This is a genomic window from uncultured Altibacter sp. (genome assembly GCF_963972995.1).
In the GTDB taxonomy this organism is placed as follows: Bacteria; Bacteroidota; Bacteroidia; order Flavobacteriales; family Flavobacteriaceae; genus Altibacter.
Map to the genome: position 1 here is coordinate 1 of NZ_CAXAXI010000038.1, position 17,866 is coordinate 17,866.

The following is a 17,866-nucleotide window of genomic DNA, read 5'->3' on the forward strand; positions in this document are numbered from 1 at the left end:
CTTGTCCGGGGATTTGATCGTTTGTCTTTACAAGGGCTATATCGCCAGCCTGACAGATAGGAATCACCGTAGCATCATCCGTAGTGGTGGTCGATCCTGAAAGATCGCTCACCGGAGTATTGGCAGGGTTCATCGCAAGTCCATTGACGCTCGCCTGATTGGTTATCTGACCTGCATCCACATCGGCCTGGGTCACTACATAGGTAGCTGTATAGGTCCATACTTCCGTGAGACCTAAGATCCCATCGGCTCCTGTATCTCCGCTTGGTCCGGCAATGGCCGAAAGACCTGCAAGCGGATCAGTGACCACTACATTGTCAATCGACAGGTTCCCTTCATTGGTGACCGTAAAGGTATATGTTACCGTATCGCCTTCAGAGAGATCAACACAGTTGCCTTGTCCGGGGATTTGATCGTTTGTCTTTACAAGGGCTATATCGCCAGCCTGACAAATTAAAACAGTTACTTGATTACTTGGGTCATTAACTGCTCCCAATGCTGTATTCCCGTTAACTTCAGCTATATTAACTACAGAACCATTATCAACGTCTTCTTGAGTTACTGCATAATTTGCCGTATAATACCATACTTCACCTACATTTAAAATGTTATCATTATTGATATCACCATTTGCAGGTCCGGCAATGACACCACCCAATACAGGATCGGTCACTACAACATTTGTGATATCTACATCTCCTTCATTAGTAACTTCGAACGTATATGCTATTATATCATTTTCTTCAAAATTGATACAATTACCTGTGGCGCTCGTACTTGCTTTTGTAATGGATATTTCAGCATTTTGACATAAAACAACAGTTTCAGAATCATCATCATTCACATTAAAAGAAGCTGAGGAACCTGTTACTGATCCATCGACGGTAGCGGTATTAAGTACTTGCCCATTTACAATATCTGCTTGTGTGACCGTATACGATGCAGTATATGTCCAAACCTCTCCAACATCTAATACACCGGGATTTGTGGCATCGCCACTATCGGGACCTGGAATCGGGTTAATTGGGTCGATCAACGGATCATTTACTTCAACTCCGGTGATGGCAACATCCCCTTGATTGGTTACGGTAAACGTATACGCGATACTTTCATTAGGCGCTACGGGATTACAATTATTCGGGTCATCCGGCGTAGCAGATTTTTCAATAGTAATAGCACAATTATATAATGTTAATGTCACCGGTGTTCTCGATGTACTGGAACAACCACTTATGGAATCTACAGTTTCAGCATAATACGTTACAGAACCAATAGTATTTAGGATTGGGTTTACAACATTTCCATTTTGAGGCATATCGTACCACACCACACTTTGATTAGGAAGCACATTGGCCATTGCCGTTAATGTTTGAATGGTAGGCTGAGCAGCACATTCGGCTTGATCGCCTCCACTTACAGGTGCAGTAGGCGGTACATACACTTGAATATTGGAATCTACCATTACCGGAGGTAAGTTACAATTGTTATTGTAAGTTCCGGTATAGGTTAATTCGGCTCTAAAATCGCCATCGAAAGAACCTCCACCAGTGTATACAAAAGTTCCCGAAAGATCTCCCATTGTTGTTCCTGCCACTGTACCCACAGAAACGTTATCTAGAAAAAATTCCCATTCGAACGCCACTGAAAAGGGTGTACAAGTTCCAGGGTTGAAAGTTGCTGAATAATTTACTTCGTTAGTACAATCAATTTGATCCAGGGTTGGGTCTGAAATGACCGGACAAGGGACACAAACTTGAGGGTTCGGAAAAGGCATGACTTCCGGATCACATTCGGAGTTTTCGTAGGTCATCTGGCTCATTCCTGAATTTTGAATCCCACAACTGTCCATTCCGAAGGCTTCAATGGTGTATTCCAGAGTTAGCGTTTCATTGGAAACATTTCCTAAGTCCCATGTAATGGTATTGGTGCCATTGTTATAAGTGGCTTCCAAGGGTAGACTTATAGATCCCGGAACTAATTGAAAACCTGTTCCCAGCATATCGGTAACGATGGCGTCTTTGGCCGCGAATGCTAACTGTCCCAAAATTTGATTATAGATCGCTGTAAGATCGGCTGCGTTTTCAGTGGTATATAAACCTCCATTCTGAATTTGATCCAACGTAAACGTCGCAGGAATTTGACCGTCGGAATTATCAATCCCTCCAAAGAGTCCTACAGAAAAAATTGTTTGGTTGTATACTTCACCCAATACCGTAGTGGTTTGGGCACCAATACCTTCATTAATAGCATCATTCATACAGGCCGTGTTATTGGCGGGAAATGGACCCGTAGGGTTACTGCTACAAGTGGTTACTCCGTTCAATCTTCGGTTCGTGACACCATCGGTAAGCAATAGAATACTTCGTGCAGTTTCACAATTGAAGTTCCCGGCATTGGTAAGGTGTGTATCTGCCACGTCCAAACCCCCGGCAATGTTCGTTCCGCCACTGGCCACTAAATCATCAATAGCATCTAAAATAGCTTGTTTACCGGCTGCTCCTGTCAATCCTATATCCAAAGTGGCAGAGGTTGAATAAGAAACTACGGCCACACGATTTGCGCCCGTAGGATTATTGGCCGGTAGGAACAGATTATTTACAAAAGCTGAAGCTGCGTCCTTTGCATAGTCGATAGACTCATTGGGATCGTTGGGTATATCGTATCCCATACTACCCGATCTGTCGATTACCAACACTACTTCCTGAGCGATTGGCGGAGGGTCCCCAATAACAGTAAGCGTAACATCGAACTGATTACACAAGGTGCTTTCGGTCACCACTTTATTCAAGATTATCTCTTGAGAAAAAAGTGAAAACACGCCACAAAGAAAAAGACCTATAAATAGTGAGGCCGATTTTCTGTTAGCTATTTTTTTAGTGAGTAATTGCTTTTCCATAAAATGAGATTTTAGGTGGTAGCCTATATTTTTGTTTGTTAGTTGTTTTCTTAAGCTTACTCAGCTGAAGCGTCACTAACATATAATCGTAAGAGGGTTGATATATTGTTGTTTGGGCACATATCGCTCGTGGCTGTAACATCAATGCCCCCCCAGTGATTTACGGGAGTGTTCGGCGGTACGGTAACTTGAACCTGAAAAGTGACAGTCGCCCCCGCCGGTACCGTAATGTATTGTATCTGTGCTCTATTCTTAAGGACAGTTCTCGTAAGATTTTGATTAGGTCCCAAACGTTTCGGAACCTTTCCTTTCACCTTAAACACCTTATTGGACATTTCGGTCCGGATGGTATAGGTTTGTGCCGAAGTAGCATTATTGATTAGCTGAAACGTGAATTGCGTCCCGTCATTTTCGGCAACAGAACGCGCATTTCTGTTCTTTAGCACCTTCAATTCGGAATTACAATTTTGCGCGATGATTTGTGAAGAAAACAAGCTCACCGTAAATAGCACTATAATAGATGTAAATAATAGTTTTGAAGTATCCTTTGAGGATGTTCTTTTTAAAACTTTCATGATTGTAAAATTTGGTTATTAGCAATGCAAAAAAAAATGCCCCAACAGCATTGATTTTGAATTTCTTAAACCAAATATACGTAGGAAAAAATGTTAAATTCTTACAAATTTTCAACTATTAGTTCAACGGTTAAAAATATTCGGTGAACTACACAAATCTTCCAATATCAACAAGGATTTTTGTAGGAAAAGTATATACGTGTTTATACGTATATCTCTCTTTTTAAGAGAGTTCGCAGTTTAATAATTTGTAGGAAACCTTTAGTAAAGAAACGTAGGAAAATTTTAAAAACCATTGGTATTTTTCCTTCAAAATTGCCCTAAAGTACTGAGAATTGAAACCTTAATATTGTCTTAAAATTTAATGAAAAATTTACAGTTAAAAGCCGTGAAAATTTATAAGTATTTCCGGTTTTTAAAACCATAAAAGTAGGTGTATCTTTGCGCCTAATTATTTATACAATCGATGTCACTAAAACGCGAAATTGAACGAAGAAGAACTTTTGGTATCATATCTCACCCCGATGCCGGAAAAACCACATTGACAGAGAAGTTGCTTCTCTTTGGAGGTGCTATTCAAGAAGCGGGTGCCGTGAAAAGCAATAAGATAAAAAAAGGGGCGACCAGTGATTTTATGGAGATCGAACGGCAAAGAGGTATCTCGGTGGCAACTTCGGTATTAGCATTTGAATATGAAGGCGTAAAGATCAATATTCTAGATACTCCCGGGCATAAGGATTTTGCAGAAGATACCTTTAGAACCCTTACTGCCGTGGACAGTGTGATCGTTGTGATCGATGTGGCGAAGGGTGTCGAAGAACAAACGGAGAAACTGGTAGAAGTTTGTCGAATGCGTAATATCCCTATGATCGTTTTTATCAATAAATTGGACCGAGAAGGAAAGGATGCCTTTGAATTGCTGGATGAGATCGAGCAAAAGCTACATCTTCGGGTCACACCGCTTAGTTTCCCAATTGGAATGGGATACGACTTTAAAGGTATTTATAACATTTGGGAAAAAAATGTGAATCTGTTTAGTGGTGACAGTCGAAAAAATATTGAAGAGACCATTGAAATTGGGGATGTCAATCATCCGGACCTTGAAAAGATCATTTCAGAAAAAGCGGCGACTATACTTCGTGAAGAACTAGAATTGGTGTATGAAGTATACCCCGATTTTAATCGTGATGAATATTTGGAAGGTTCGCTTCAGCCGGTCTTCTTTGGTTCTGCTTTGAACAATTTCGGTGTGCGGGAATTGCTCGATTGTTTCGTTGAAATTGCCCCAAAGCCCCGACCTAAGGAGAGCGATACGCGATTGGTGCGACCGGAAGAAAAAGAATTTTCGGGATTTGTGTTCAAAATTCATGCGAATATGGACCCAAAGCATAGAGATCGCTTGGCCTTTGTAAAAGTGGTTTCAGGAACTTTCGAAAGAAACACAGCCTATTTACACGTTCGAAACAAGAAAAAACTAAAATTTTCGAGTCCGAATGCCTTCTTTGCCGAAAAGAAACAAATTGTCGATGTATCGTATCCCGGTGATATTGTTGGTTTACATGATACCGGGAATTTTAAAATTGGTGACACCCTTACCGAAGGCGAAGAAATGCGTTACAAAGGAATTCCAAGTTTTTCTCCGGAGCATTTCAAGTACATCAACAATGCAGATCCTATGAAAAGCAAGCAATTGGAAAAAGGGATCGATCAATTAATGGATGAAGGTGTCGCTCAATTATTTACGTTGGAACTAAACGGTCGAAAGGTCATTGGAACTGTAGGCGCACTTCAATTTGAAGTGATCCAATATCGTCTGGAGCATGAATACGGTGCCCTTTGTACGTATGAGAATCTCAATGTTCACAAAGCCTGTTGGGTCGACCCGAAAGATCCTAAGAGTGATGAGTTTGCAGATTTTAAGCGTGTTAAATCCAAATTTCTTGCAAAGGATAAGCGCGGACAACTTGTTTTCTTTGCCGATTCAGCCTTTACATTACAAATGACGCAGTCCAAATATCCAAACGTACATTTGCATTTTGTGAGCGAGTTCGAAAAAGTTAATTCTGCAAAATAGTTTCTTACAAGTAGATTGCTTGAATGTCAAGTCTGTCTCCATTTCCAAAGGCTACTTGAAAAGCAGCATCAGAAACCAAACCGCCCCCAAATACCGCACCTTGTAAGTGTACACTGTAGGTCCCCGGTTCCAAAGCAATGGTCATAGAACGTGAGTTGTAAATAAACCCTGTAGCAGTATCGCAATTAACGTTGGAATACACTACGCTCGTCATTCCGTAGGATTTAGATGTGTCAGGGGTAGTTCCATTACCTAGATAAAAATAATTGTGCGCCACTTTTGCTCTACCATCGTCTATTTTAGTAATGCCGTCATACCCTTGAAAATCTAACGCTACATAATACGTGATCACTACCAAGGCACGTTGGGTAAGGGTAAAGTTCTTTTTATAGAGCTGTGAGGCATTTAAACCTGAATTTGCCGTGGTTTGTACAACCACCGGACTTTCGATATTAGAATCAGAAGAAATTTCTCCGGACAGATTACCAAGTACCATAGTTCCATTTTGGTCGACCAATACATTGTACATAGAAGAACCTCCCAAATTACTACTGTTATTAACGTGACTCAATCCTTCAACACGAATTGTACTGCCACTTCCTGCAACGTGTAGTGTTTCCTGAGGATTCGTAGTTCCAATACCAACCTGAGCGTGACCCATGAGGGTGATTGTAAGGAAAATCGAAAAAAGTGTAATAGTATTTTTCATAATCAATCGTTTAGTTCATTATTAGTTTCAATACAAGCATAATTTAGTTTTGTAAAAGCGGGGCATCCGCGTTACCGGAGGAACATTCGCAACCAGTCCCAGGTCCGGATTCATATGTTATGGTTACTGTAGCTGTATCACAGGTTCCGGTGTTTGGAGCCGGCAGACAGACCGAATAATCGAAGGTTACATCACCCGTAAATCCAATAGAAGGATCATAGGAATAACTACCGTCTGAATTAAAGGTGAAAGATTGCCCTGCAGGGGTAGGTCCTGAAACCAATGAAAACGTAGAACCGTTCGGGATGTTAATTCCATCCACAGTCCCGTTGAAGGCTTCATTCATACAACTTCTTTCGGTCTTAGGGACTGCATAACGCTGTAAGATGAAAAACTTTCCGTCACCGTGATCGGCAGTTGAAGCAAGGAGATCAACGCGGGTAATCACAGATCCAACGGGCGCTAAATCCTCTAATAAGAAAATTGCAATCCCTATAGTTCCGTTGTTCTCAACCACGCGTCCCGAATTCCAATAATCTACTCCGGCGGGAGGTGCGTTGAACAAAGGTCCGTTTTGGTTAGTCGAATACGATCTCACAAAAGTGTCCCCTAGGAACTGTTCAGGGCCCCCTCCTACCGGCGTGCCATATACACCAATGTAATAGCAATTATTGGCATTACGTTCGGTGATTGCAATAATACCTCCTTGATTCGAAGGAATTCCCGGATTATAATAAAGAGATTGCAGTTGTGCATCGGTAGTGCTTACTGCCGAAAAGTCATTACAAATATCTCTACCGTTAGGATTGGCTTGAAAATAATGATTCAAGTTTTTATCCTGAAAGGCAGCCAATGCGTCTACAGACCAATTTACGGTAGCACTTGAATTGTTTATAATTGTTCCGTTTCTAATCACCTTATTAGGACTATGACCATTAGGACCCAATCGGGTTAATACATATGAAGAAGGTGCAGCAATCGATTGAAATACCTCTCCATTTATGGTAATAGAGCTTAAAGTAGCAGGATCGGTTGGAACAGTTTGAGTTTCGTCCCATTGAAATGTAACACCACTAGTTACAGAAGGTGCTTGGGTTTGTCCAAGACTGCTGGCGGTAAGTAACAAGAAAATGAAACTTGAAATTACCAAATATGATGCGCCAAACTGAATTGAAGGTACAGTTATTTTCATAAGTAGGGTATTTGGGTTCGTCACAAGAATTGGTTTAAACCAATTGGGGCTCTTATGATTTGAGACAAATGTATAACAGATGAAGTAATTTCTTACAATACAGAGTGTTATATTCGTTGTAAGCTCTTATAAAATCGTTAAAATGCATTTTTCGAACCAATAAACATAGTTTTAACACGTCTTATGTATCGAATTTTGGATGTATTTACGTGAATTCGGGAAATATTATAGTATATGACTTTTACGTCATAAAGGTGCCTTGACAGAAAGAACAGGAAGTAAAAAGTAGGTATAAAAAAACCTCACAAAAAGTGAGGTTGGATTATTTATAATTAGGCTTCGCCTGTAGGTCCAAAATTTATTGGGATAGAAGGCTGCTGATAATCTTTGATCTCACCGTGCGCTTTCTCAAAACGCTGAACATTGTCGTTCAATGCCTTAACTAAACGTTTTGCATGCTGCGGGGTCAAGATAATGCGAGACTTCACTTTGCTCTTTGGAACACCCGGCATGATCGTCACAAAATCCACTACAAATTCTGAAACAGAGTGATTAATGATCGCCAAGTTACTATAAATACCTTGGGCAACATTCTCATCCAATTCTATATTGATCTGCCCTTGCTGCTGCTTTGGTTTTTTTTGATCTGCCATACTCTCTAGATTAATTTATAAAAGACGAGCGCTCCGTAGAGCGCTCGTAAGGTTCTTATTAGTTATAATTAACTTCTTGCTTCTCGCGGGTCATTTCTTCCAACTCCTCTTTAGAGCCCACAATAATATGGTCGTAGCGACGCATACCTGTTCCGGCCGGAATTCTGTGACCTACAATTACATTCTCCTTCAATCCTTCAAGATCATCTACCTTACCGCTTACGGCCGCTTCGTTTAATACTTTGGTGGTTTCCTGGAAGGAAGCCGCCGAAATAAACGATTTGGTCTGTAAGGAAGCTCTGGTAATTCCTTGTAAAATAGGAGTCGCTGTTGCAGTTTCGGCATCACGTGCTTCTACCAAGACTTTATCAGCTCTTTTAAGGATAGAGTTCTCATCACGCAATTCTCGGGAAGTGATCATTTGACCTTCCTTCAAATTTTCGGACTCTCCTGCATTGGAAACAATTTTCATTCCGAAGATCTTATCGTTCTCCTCAATGAAATCATCCTGGTGTACCAATTGATTCTCTAGGAACGTAGTATCCCCGGAATCTACAATTTGTACTTTACGCATCATTTGACGCACCACTACTTCAAAGTGTTTGTCGTTAATCTTCACCCCTTGCAAACGATATACTTCTTGAACTTCGTTCACTAAATATTGCTGCACGGCAGAAGGTCCTTTGATACGCAAGATGTCTTCAGGAGTAATAGAACCATCAGATAAAGGCATTCCGGCACGAACGTAATCATTCTCCTGTACCAAAATCTGATTACTCAATTTCACCAAATATTTCTTGATCTCACCTAACTTAGATTCTACGATGATCTCGCGATTTCCACGCTTGATCTTTCCGAAGGAAACCACACCATCGATCTCACTTACTACAGCAGGATTCGACGGGTTACGAGCTTCAAACAACTCGGTCACACGTGGAAGACCTCCCGTAATATCACCTGCTTTGGCCGATTTACGAGGGATCTTCACCAAGATCTTACCAATCTTGATCTTATCTCCGTCATCCACCATCAAGTGAGCGCCCACAGGAAGGTTGTACGAACGAATCACTTCGTCCTTCTTCCCTAGAATTTGAAGGGTTGGTATCTTTTTCTTATCTCTTGATTCTGAAATTACTTTCTCCTGGAATCCGGTTTGTTCATCGATCTCCACTTGGTAGGTAATCCCTTGCTCGATATTCTCGTATTTGATTTTACCTGCAAATTCTGAAATGATCACACCGTTGTAAGGATCCCATTGACACACAACATCACCTGCTTTTACAGTTTGACCGTCCTTTACATGAATGGTCGAACCGTAAGGAATGTTATTGGTGCTTAGCACGATACCGGTCTTTTTGTCAACCAGTTTTATTTCTGAAGTACGAGAGATCACAATATCTACCGTCTTTCCTTCTGAATCCTCTCCTTTTACGGTTTTCAATTCTTCGATCTCTGCAATACCGTCAAACTTAACGACTAGTTTGTTCTCTTCGGAAATGTTACCTGCAATACCTCCTACGTGGAACGTACGAAGCGTTAACTGGGTTCCCGGTTCTCCAATAGACTGTGCTGCAACAACTCCAACAGCTTCTCCTCGCTGCACCATCTTGTTGGTTGCAAGGTTTCTTCCGTAACACTGCGCACAGATTCCTTTTTTAGCCTCACAGGTCAATGCCGAACGAACCTCAATGCTTTCTACCGGTGAACTTTCGATCTTGGTAGCGACTGCTTCAGAAATATGATCTCCGGAAGCCACTAACAATTCTTTTGTCAACGGATTGAACACATCGTTCAATGCAGTACGACCTACGATTCTATCACGAAGGGATTCTACTACTTCTTCATTCTTCTTCAAAGCAGAAACCTCAATACCTCGCAGCGTACCACAATCTTCGATATTAATAATCACATCCTGTGATACATCCACCAAACGACGCGTTAGGTATCCTGCATCTGCCGTTTTCAATGCGGTATCGGCAAGACCTTTACGCGCACCGTGAGTTGAAATAAAGTATTCTAGAATGGATAGACCTTCCTTAAAGTTCGAAAGGATTGGGTTTTCAATGATCTCTCCACCACCTGAGTTGGATTTTTTAGGCTTCGCCATCAATCCACGCATTCCGGTCAACTGACGGATCTGTTCTTTCGAACCACGCGCCCCGGAGTCAAGCATCATATACACAGAGTTGAATCCTTGTTGATCCTCACGTATACGCTTCATAGACAATTCGGTCAACTCGGCATTGGTCGCTGTCCAAATATCAATTACCTGATTGTAACGTTCGTTATTGGTGATCAATCCCATATTATAGTTCGCAATGATACCTTCTACTTGAGAATTGGCATCGTCGATCATGGTTTGCTTTTCTGCCGGAATAATGATATCTCCCAAGCTAAAGGACAATCCACCTTCGAAAGCGAACTTATATCCCAAGCCTTTGATCTCGTCCAAGAAAGTAGCGGTAGCCGGAACACTGGTCACTTCTAAAATACGACCAATAATATCCCGAAGGGATTTCTTGGTCAATACCTCGTTAATGTAACCCGCTTCCTCCGGTACTTGCTCGTTAAAGATCACACGACCTAGTGTGGTTGTGATGATCTGGTTCACAAGCTCTCCTTGCTCATTGAAATCCTTGGTTCGTATCTTTATCTCTGCGTTCAATTCTACTTTCTTCTCGTTGTAAGCGATAATCGCTTCTTCGGCAGAGTAGAATGTTAAGCCTTCACCTTTTACTTTAATGTCGGGTGTCGACTTACGCAATTTGGTCATATAGTATAATCCCAGTACCATATCCTGTGATGGTACTGCTACCGGAGAACCGTTGGCAGGATTCAAGATATTATGCGATGCAAGCATTAATAATTGTGCTTCCAAGATCGCTTCCGGTCCTAATGGCAAGTGTACCGCCATCTGGTCACCATCGAAATCGGCGTTGAACGCAGTACACACTAGTGGATGTAACTGAATTGCTTTCCCCTCGATCAATTTTGGCTGAAATGCTTGAATTCCCAAACGGTGAAGCGTAGGAGCCCGGTTTAGTAACACCGGATGTCCTTTTAATACGTTCTCCAGAATGTCCCAAACAACAGGTTCCTTTTTATCGATGATCTTCTTTGCAGACTTCACTGTCTTTACAATTCCTCTTTCGATCAATTTACGGATCACAAACGGCTTGTAAAGTTCGGCTGCCATATCTTTAGGAAGACCACATTCGAACAATTTCAGTTCGGGTCCCACAACAATTACCGAACGTGCCGAATAATCCACACGTTTTCCTAAAAGGTTTTGACGAAAACGCCCTTGCTTACCTTTTAATGAATCTGAAAGAGATTTCAGCGGACGGTTGCTGTCGGTTTTCACTGCAGATGACTTCCGTGTATTGTCAAATAATGAATCTACCGACTCCTGAAGCATTCGCTTCTCGTTTCGAAGGATCACTTCCGGCGCCTTGATCTCCATCAATCGCTTCAAACGATTATTACGAATAATCACACGTCTGTAAAGGTCATTGAGATCGGATGTCGCAAAACGACCCCCGTCCAAAGGTACCAACGGACGTAATTCCGGCGGAATCACAGGAATGACCTTCATGATCATCCATGCGGGTTTGTTCTCCCGATTCTTATTCGCGTCCCTAAGTGCTTCTACCACTTGCAAACGCTTTAACGCTTCAGTCTTTCTTTGTTTTGAAGTTTCGTTGTTCGCTTTGTGACGCAAATTATAGGATAATTGGTCGAGATCGATACGATTTAATAAGTCGATCAAACACTCTGCACCCATTTTTGCGATGAACTTGTTCGGGTCGCTTTCTTCCAAGTATAAATTTTCCTGCGGAAGCGTATCTAGGATCGCTAGATATTCTTCTTCCGTTAGGAAATCCATTTTCTTGACAGGCTCGCCGTCCTCATATTTTGCAATACCGGGTTGAATCACCACATACCGTTCGTAATAGATGATCATATCCAACTTCTTAGAAGGTAATCCAAGAAGGTATCCAATCTTGTTAGGCAAACTACGGAAGTACCAAATGTGCGCTACGGGAACTACTAAATTGATGTGTCCCACACGGTCACGACGTACTTTCTTCTCGGTCACCTCTACCCCACAACGGTCACATACGATCCCCTTGTAGCGAATTCTCTTATATTTACCACAGGCACATTCGTAATCCTTTACAGGACCAAAAATACGCTCACAGAAAAGCCCGTCACGCTCAGGTTTGTGCGTTCGGTAGTTGATCGTTTCAGGTTTTAAGACCTCTCCACGTGATTCCGCTAAAATGGATTCGGGAGAAGCTAAACCAATAGAAATCTTATTGAATTTCTGTACTGTGTTTTCTTTATTTCTTGCCATAATGCTGTGTACTATGCTTTGTTTTTATTTGTTTTTGGAGTGTTTTTTCACTCCGGTTGAAGAGTGGGATATGCTTTCCCGCTGACTTCCCTTATACTTTGAAAGACAGCGGAAAGGCCAGTTCCTTACTCTTCTAATCTGATATCCAGTCCGAGACCTTTCAATTCGTGCATTAACACGTTGAATGATTCCGGAAGGCCCGGTTCCGGCATGGCTTCCCCTTTTACGATAGACTCGTAGGTTTTCGCTCTTCCGATAACATCATCAGATTTTACCGTCAATATTTCACGTAGTGTACTGGATGCACCGTAGGCTTCCAATGCCCAAACTTCCATCTCTCCAAATCGCTGACCTCCAAACTGAGCTTTACCACCCAATGGTTGTTGTGTGATCAACGAGTATGGTCCAATAGAACGTGCGTGCATCTTATCGTCTACCATGTGGCCAAGTTTCAACATATAGATCACCCCAACAGTTGCCGGTTGATCGAAACGCTGCCCTGTTCCACCGTCGAATAAATAGGTATGTCCAAATCGTGGAATACCCGCCTCGTCTGTGAGTTCATTGATCTGATCCAAGGTAGCTCCGTCAAAGATAGGGGTAGCAAATTTGCGCCCTAATTTTTGACCGGCCCATCCTAGAACCGTTTCATAGATCTGTCCAATGTTCATACGTGATGGTACCCCGAGCGGGTTCAGTACGATATCTACAGGAGTTCCGTCTTCCAAGAAAGGCATGTCCTCTTCACGCACAATTCGTGCAACGATACCCTTGTTTCCGTGACGTCCCGCCATCTTATCCCCTACTTTTAGTTTACGTTTCTTTGCAATGTAAACTTTAGCCAGTTTTAAGATTCCGGAAGGAAGTTCATCTCCTACAGAGATCGTGAACTTCTCACGACGCAAGTTTCCTTGAAGGTCGTTCTCCTTAATTCTATAGTTGTGCATTAGATCTGCTACCAACGCATTGGTCTCATCATCTGTGGTCCAAGTACCTCCTACCAAGTGCGTATAGTCATCGACAGCATTTAGCATCTTCAAGGTGTACTTCTTACCTTTCGGGAATACCACTTCACCAAGGTCGTTCATAACCCCTTGGGCAGTCTTTCCTCCTACAATGGCAAAAAGCTTTTCAACCAGCACATCTTTTAAAGCATCGAACTTAGCGTAGTATTCTGCTTCAAGTGCAGCAATATCCTCCTTATCCTTTGCTCTTTTTCTTTTATCTTTAATAGCACGTGCAAATAACTTCTTGTCGATCACCACACCGCGAAGCGATGGTGATGCCTTTAAAGAAGCATCTTTCACATCCCCGGCCTTGTCACCAAAGATGGCGCGTAGCAATTTCTCTTCAGGAGTAGGATCGCTTTCACCTTTAGGTGTGATCTTCCCGATAAGAATATCACCGGGCTTCACTTCGGCACCAACACGAATCATTCCGTGTTCGTCAAGGTCTTTTGTGGCCTCTTCAGAAACGTTTGGAATGTCATTGGTCAATTCTTCATTACCCAATTTGGTATCCCGAACTTCCAATGAATATTCGTCGATATGAATGGAAGTAAAGATATCCTCCCGTACTACTTTTTCAGAAATAACGATCGCGTCCTCAAAATTATACCCTTTCCAAGGCATGAAGGCCACTTTCATATTTCTACCCAGTGCCAATTCACCTTTTTCGGTGGCATACCCTTGACACAGTACTTGTCCTTTCTTCACCCGATCGCCTTTTCTAACGATAGGCTTCAGGTTAATAGAAGTACTTTGGTTTGTCTTTCTGAATTTAACAAGGTTATATGTTTTGCTGTCGCCATCAAAACTCACCATACGCTCTTCATCGGTACGGTCGTATTTGATCGTGATCATATTTGCATCAACATATTCTACTTCTCCATCCCCTTCCGCATTGATTAATACACGAGAGTCTGAAGCTACCTGACGCTCCAGCCCGGTTCCCACAATAGGAGAATCTGCGATCAATAACGGTACCGCCTGACGCATCATGTTCGATCCCATCAACGCACGGTTTGCATCGTCATGCTCCAAAAATGGAATTAAGGATGCAGAGATGGAAGAAATTTGGTTTGGAGCAACATCGGTATAGTGAACCGTTTTAGGGTCTACTAACGGGAAGTCACCCTCCATACGCGCAATAACTTTATCGGTGTCGATCGTTCCGTAATCGGTGATTGGGATATTGGCTTGTGCGATCAGCTTCTCTTCTTCTTCTTCAGCAGAGAGATACGTCGCTTGATTCTTAAGATCGATCTTTCCATCGGTAACCTTGCGGTACGGTGTTTCAATAAATCCTAAGTTATTCACTTTCGCATATACTGAAAGTGAAGAGATCAAACCAATGTTTGGTCCTTCCGGTGTCTCAATTGGACACAACCTTCCGTAGTGCGTGTAATGAACGTCACGAACTTCGAAACCTGCACGTTCACGAGACAACCCTCCAGGTCCTAAGGCTGAAAGTCGACGCTTGTGCGTGATCTCTGCCAGCGGATTTGTTTGGTCCATGAACTGTGATAGTTGGTTTGTACCAAAGAAGGAATTGATCACAGAAGACAAGGTCTTCGCATTGATCAAATCGATTGGAGTAAATACCTCGTTATCACGAACATTCATACGCTCGCGAATGGTACGCGCCATACGTGCCAGACCCACACCAAATTGCTGTGACAACTGCTCACCTACTGTTCTAACGCGTCGGTTAGATAGGTGATCAATATCATCGATCTCAGCTTTGGAGTTGATCAATTCAATCAAGTATTTTACAATGGTAATGATATCTTCCTTGGTAAGCACTTGCTTGTCCATGGCAATATCAAGACCTAACTTTTTGTTCATTCTGTAACGTCCAACTTCGCCCAGATTGTAGCGTTGGTCTGAGAAGAACAACTTGTTGATGATCCCGCGCGCGGTTTCTTCATCGGGTGGTTCGGCGTTACGCAATTGTCTATAGATATGTTCTACCGCTTCTTTTTCAGAGTTGGTAGGATCCTTTTGCAATGTGTTGTGAATAATCGCATAGTCTGCTAAGTGATTATCCTCTTTGTGAAGCAAGATGGTCTTCGAACCTGAATCGATAATTTCATCGATATGTTCTTTTTCCAATACCGTATCACGATCGAGCACGATCTCGTTACGTTCAATAGAAACCACTTCGCCTGTATCTTCATCCACAAAGTCTTCATGCCACGTCTTCAACACACGGGCTGCCAGTTTGCGTCCCAGGTATTTTTTAAGACCTGTTTTTGAAGCTTTTACTTCTTCAGCAAGATCGAAGATCTCTAAAATATCCTTATCCCGCTCAAAACCAATGGCGCGGAAAAGTGTAGTTACGGGTAATTTTTTCTTTCTATCGATATAGGCGTACATTACGCTGTTGATATCGGTAGCAAATTCTATCCAAGATCCTTTAAAAGGAATAACCCGGGCAGAGTACAATTTAGTTCCGTTAGCGTGGAACGATTGACCAAAGAAAACACCAGGAGATCGGTGCAACTGTGAAACAACAACGCGCTCGGCACCATTGATGCAGAACGTACCACTTGGAGTCATGTAGGGAATAGTACCCAAATACACATCTTGCACGATGGTTTCGAAATCTTCGTGCTCTTCATCTGTACAATATAGCTTTAGACGTGCTTTTAACGGCACACTGTAGGTGAGTCCACGCTCTATACACTCTTGAATGGAGTACCGTGGCGGGTCTACAAAGTAATCTAAAAACTCTAAAACAAATTGGTTACGGGTGTCGGTAATTGGGAAATTCTCCAAGAAGGTCTTGTAAAGCCCTTCATTACCTCTTTCTTCTGATTTGGTTTCCAATTGGAAGAAATCCTGGAAGGATTTGATCTGAATGTCCAAAAAGTCGGGATAATCCGGCTTATTTTTAACAGAGGAAAAATTCAATCTTTCAGTTTGCGTTGCTGACATCTATGGACGGAATTTTAATTAAAATAATAATGAAAAACGTATAAAAAAGGTATTAACCGTTATATACGCAAAATGGTTTAGGCCTTTCCGCGCGTGCGTAAGACCTAAACCGTATGGTTTGGAACGTAATAAAGCTTACTTAAGCTCAACCTCAGCTCCAGCTTCTTCTAGTTGTGCTTTTAAAGCTTCTGCTTCATCCTTAGATACACCTTCTTTTACAGGTGAAGGAGCGTTATCAACTAATTCTTTTGCTTCTTTAAGACCAGCACCAGTTAATTCTTTAACTAGTTTTACAACTGCTAATTTAGAACCACCAGCAGCTTTTAATACTACTGTAAATTCTGATTGCTCTTCAGCAGCATCAGCACCAGCACCTCCACCAGCAGCAACAGCTACAGCTGCAGCAGCAGGCTCAATACCGTACTCGTCTTTTAATATAGTAGCTAACTCATTAACTTCTTTTACTGTTAAGTTAACTAATTGTTCTGCGAAATCTTTTAAATCTGCCATTTTCTATCGTTTTAAAATAATTTTTGAATTTATATAATTTAATTAGTGCTAATGTATTATCCTTCTCTTTCGGAAAGGGTTTTAACAATACCGGCAATGGTACCGCCACCAGACTTCAATGCTGAAATAACATTCTTAGCAGGTGATTGTAACAATGCGATGATATCGCCAAGAAGCTCTTCTTTCGACTTGATGTCAACCAATCTATCCAATTGATCGTCGCCGATGTAAATTGCTTCTTCAATATACGCTCCCTTCAGTAAGGGTCTATCAGATTTTTTTCTGAATTCCTTGATTACTTTTGCAGGTGCGTTTCCAGTTTCAGAAAACAATAAGGACGTGTTCCCTTTAAGTACTCCGGTCAATTCACCGAAATCCTTATCTGAACTTTCCATTGCTTTTGAAAGTAACGTGTTTTTAACTACCGCCAATTTCACTCCGGCTTTAAAGCAAGCACGACGTAAATTTGAAGTGTTCCCCGCGTCAAGTCCTGAAATATCTGCTAAATAGATAATAGGATTCTCAGACAACTGTGCAGTTAAATTTTCAATTACTTGTGATTTTTCTTCTCTTGTCATTTTGTCAAATTTTACTGATCAGAAAACCTTTTGGTGTCGATCTCCACGCTAGGACTCATAGTACTAGACATGTAGATGCTTTTAATGTAGACACCTTTAGCCGCCTGAGGCTTAAGTTTCACGAGGGTTGTTAATAATTCTCTTGCGTTTCCTGCAATCTTTTCGGCATCAAAAGATGCTTTCCCGATTGCGGCGTGTACGATACCGGTTTTGTCAACTTTAAAATCGATTTTACCTGCTTTTACATCAGAAACAGCTTTAGCAACGTCCATTGTTACTGTACCAGTCTTTGGGTTTGGCATAAGGCCACGAGGACCTAATACGCGTCCTAAAGGACCTAATTTACCCATAACACTTGGCATAGTTACAATAACGTCAACATCT

Annotated in this window: 10 protein-coding genes and 1 pseudogene; 1 reads left to right on the forward strand and 10 read right to left on the reverse strand. The window is 41.8% G+C overall.

Translation table 11 applies throughout. From position 1 onward, the window contains the following. Both AACZ11_RS12045 and AACZ11_RS12050 read right to left on the reverse strand, forming a co-directional pair. A partial coding sequence (locus AACZ11_RS12045; protein WP_339832598.1) for a VWA domain-containing protein occupies window positions 1-2,896 on the reverse strand: 2,896 nt, incomplete at its 3' end. A 56-nt stretch (window positions 2,897-2,952) separates the two neighbouring features. Further along, entirely contained in the window at window positions 2,953-3,471 is a 519-nt protein-coding gene (locus AACZ11_RS12050; RefSeq protein WP_290626726.1) for a FixG Ig-like domain-containing protein, read from the reverse strand. Window positions 3,472-3,937: 466 nt separating this feature from the next. Here AACZ11_RS12050 and AACZ11_RS12055 point away from each other — a divergent pair, with 466 nt between their 5' ends. Further along, on the forward strand, window positions 3,938-5,545 hold the full coding sequence (locus AACZ11_RS12055) for a peptide chain release factor 3 (protein WP_290626724.1): 1,608 nt from the start codon (window positions 3,938-3,940) through the stop codon (window positions 5,543-5,545). Window positions 5,546-5,549: 4 nt separating this feature from the next. On the opposite strand, the gene AACZ11_RS12060 is transcribed toward AACZ11_RS12055, so the two are convergent. The 8 genes and pseudogenes from AACZ11_RS12060 to AACZ11_RS12095 all read right to left on the reverse strand — a co-directional run. Continuing rightward, window positions 5,550-6,254: a hypothetical protein gene (locus tag AACZ11_RS12060; RefSeq protein ID WP_290626722.1), complete on the reverse strand. Its 705-nt coding sequence runs from the start codon at window positions 6,252-6,254 to the stop codon at window positions 5,550-5,552. Window positions 6,255-6,297: 43 nt separating this feature from the next. Then, window positions 6,298-7,446: an Ig-like domain-containing protein gene (locus AACZ11_RS12065; RefSeq protein ID WP_290626720.1), complete on the reverse strand. Its 1,149-nt coding sequence runs from the start codon at window positions 7,444-7,446 to the stop codon at window positions 6,298-6,300. 332 nt (window positions 7,447-7,778) lie between these two features. After that, window positions 7,779-8,099 carry a DUF3467 domain-containing protein gene (locus AACZ11_RS12070; protein WP_290626718.1) on the reverse strand — a complete coding sequence of 107 codons (321 nt, stop codon included), beginning with the start codon at window positions 8,097-8,099 and terminating at the stop codon, window positions 7,779-7,781. A gap of 58 nt (window positions 8,100-8,157) precedes the next feature. Continuing rightward, window positions 8,158-12,456, reverse strand: a complete 4,299-nt coding sequence (rpoC, locus tag AACZ11_RS12075; RefSeq protein WP_290626716.1) for a DNA-directed RNA polymerase subunit beta' — start codon at window positions 12,454-12,456, stop codon at window positions 8,158-8,160. Between the two features lie 125 nt (window positions 12,457-12,581). Then, on the reverse strand, window positions 12,582-16,394 hold the full coding sequence (rpoB, locus tag AACZ11_RS12080; RefSeq protein WP_339832602.1) for a DNA-directed RNA polymerase subunit beta: 3,813 nt from the start codon (window positions 16,392-16,394) through the stop codon (window positions 12,582-12,584). 135 nt (window positions 16,395-16,529) lie between these two features. Next, window positions 16,530-16,904: a 50S ribosomal protein L7/L12 gene (rplL, locus tag AACZ11_RS12085; RefSeq protein WP_339832605.1), complete on the reverse strand. Its 375-nt coding sequence runs from the start codon at window positions 16,902-16,904 to the stop codon at window positions 16,530-16,532. A 56-nt stretch (window positions 16,905-16,960) separates the two neighbouring features. Further along, window positions 16,961-17,482: a 50S ribosomal protein L10 gene (rplJ, locus tag AACZ11_RS12090; protein WP_339832607.1), complete on the reverse strand. Its 522-nt coding sequence runs from the start codon at window positions 17,480-17,482 to the stop codon at window positions 16,961-16,963. Between the two features lie 11 nt (window positions 17,483-17,493). Beyond that, window positions 17,494-17,866, reverse strand: a pseudogene (locus tag AACZ11_RS12095) (50S ribosomal protein L1); the annotation flags it as partial.

Bases quoted from the DNA above. Each gene is read 5' to 3' on its own strand.
- AACZ11_RS12060 (WP_290626722.1), bottom strand. From the start codon at position 6,254: ATGAAAAATACTATTACACTTTTTTCGATTTTCCTTACAATCACCCTC.
- rpoC (WP_290626716.1), bottom strand. From the start codon at position 12,456: ATGGCAAGAAATAAAGAAAACACAGTACAGAAATTCAATAAGATTTCT.
- AACZ11_RS12070 (WP_290626718.1), bottom strand. From the start codon at position 8,099: ATGGCAGATCAAAAAAAACCAAAGCAGCAGCAAGGGCAGATCAATATA.
- rpoB (WP_339832602.1), bottom strand. From the start codon at position 16,394: ATGTCAGCAACGCAAACTGAAAGATTGAATTTTTCCTCTGTTAAAAAT.
- rplL (WP_339832605.1), bottom strand. From the start codon at position 16,904: ATGGCAGATTTAAAAGATTTCGCAGAACAATTAGTTAACTTAACAGTA.
- rplJ (WP_339832607.1), bottom strand. From the start codon at position 17,482: ATGACAAGAGAAGAAAAATCACAAGTAATTGAAAATTTAACTGCACAG.
- AACZ11_RS12050 (WP_290626726.1), bottom strand. From the start codon at position 3,471: ATGAAAGTTTTAAAAAGAACATCCTCAAAGGATACTTCAAAACTATTA.
- AACZ11_RS12065 (WP_290626720.1), bottom strand. From the start codon at position 7,446: ATGAAAATAACTGTACCTTCAATTCAGTTTGGCGCATCATATTTGGTA.
- AACZ11_RS12055 (WP_290626724.1), top strand. From the start codon at position 3,938: ATGTCACTAAAACGCGAAATTGAACGAAGAAGAACTTTTGGTATCATA.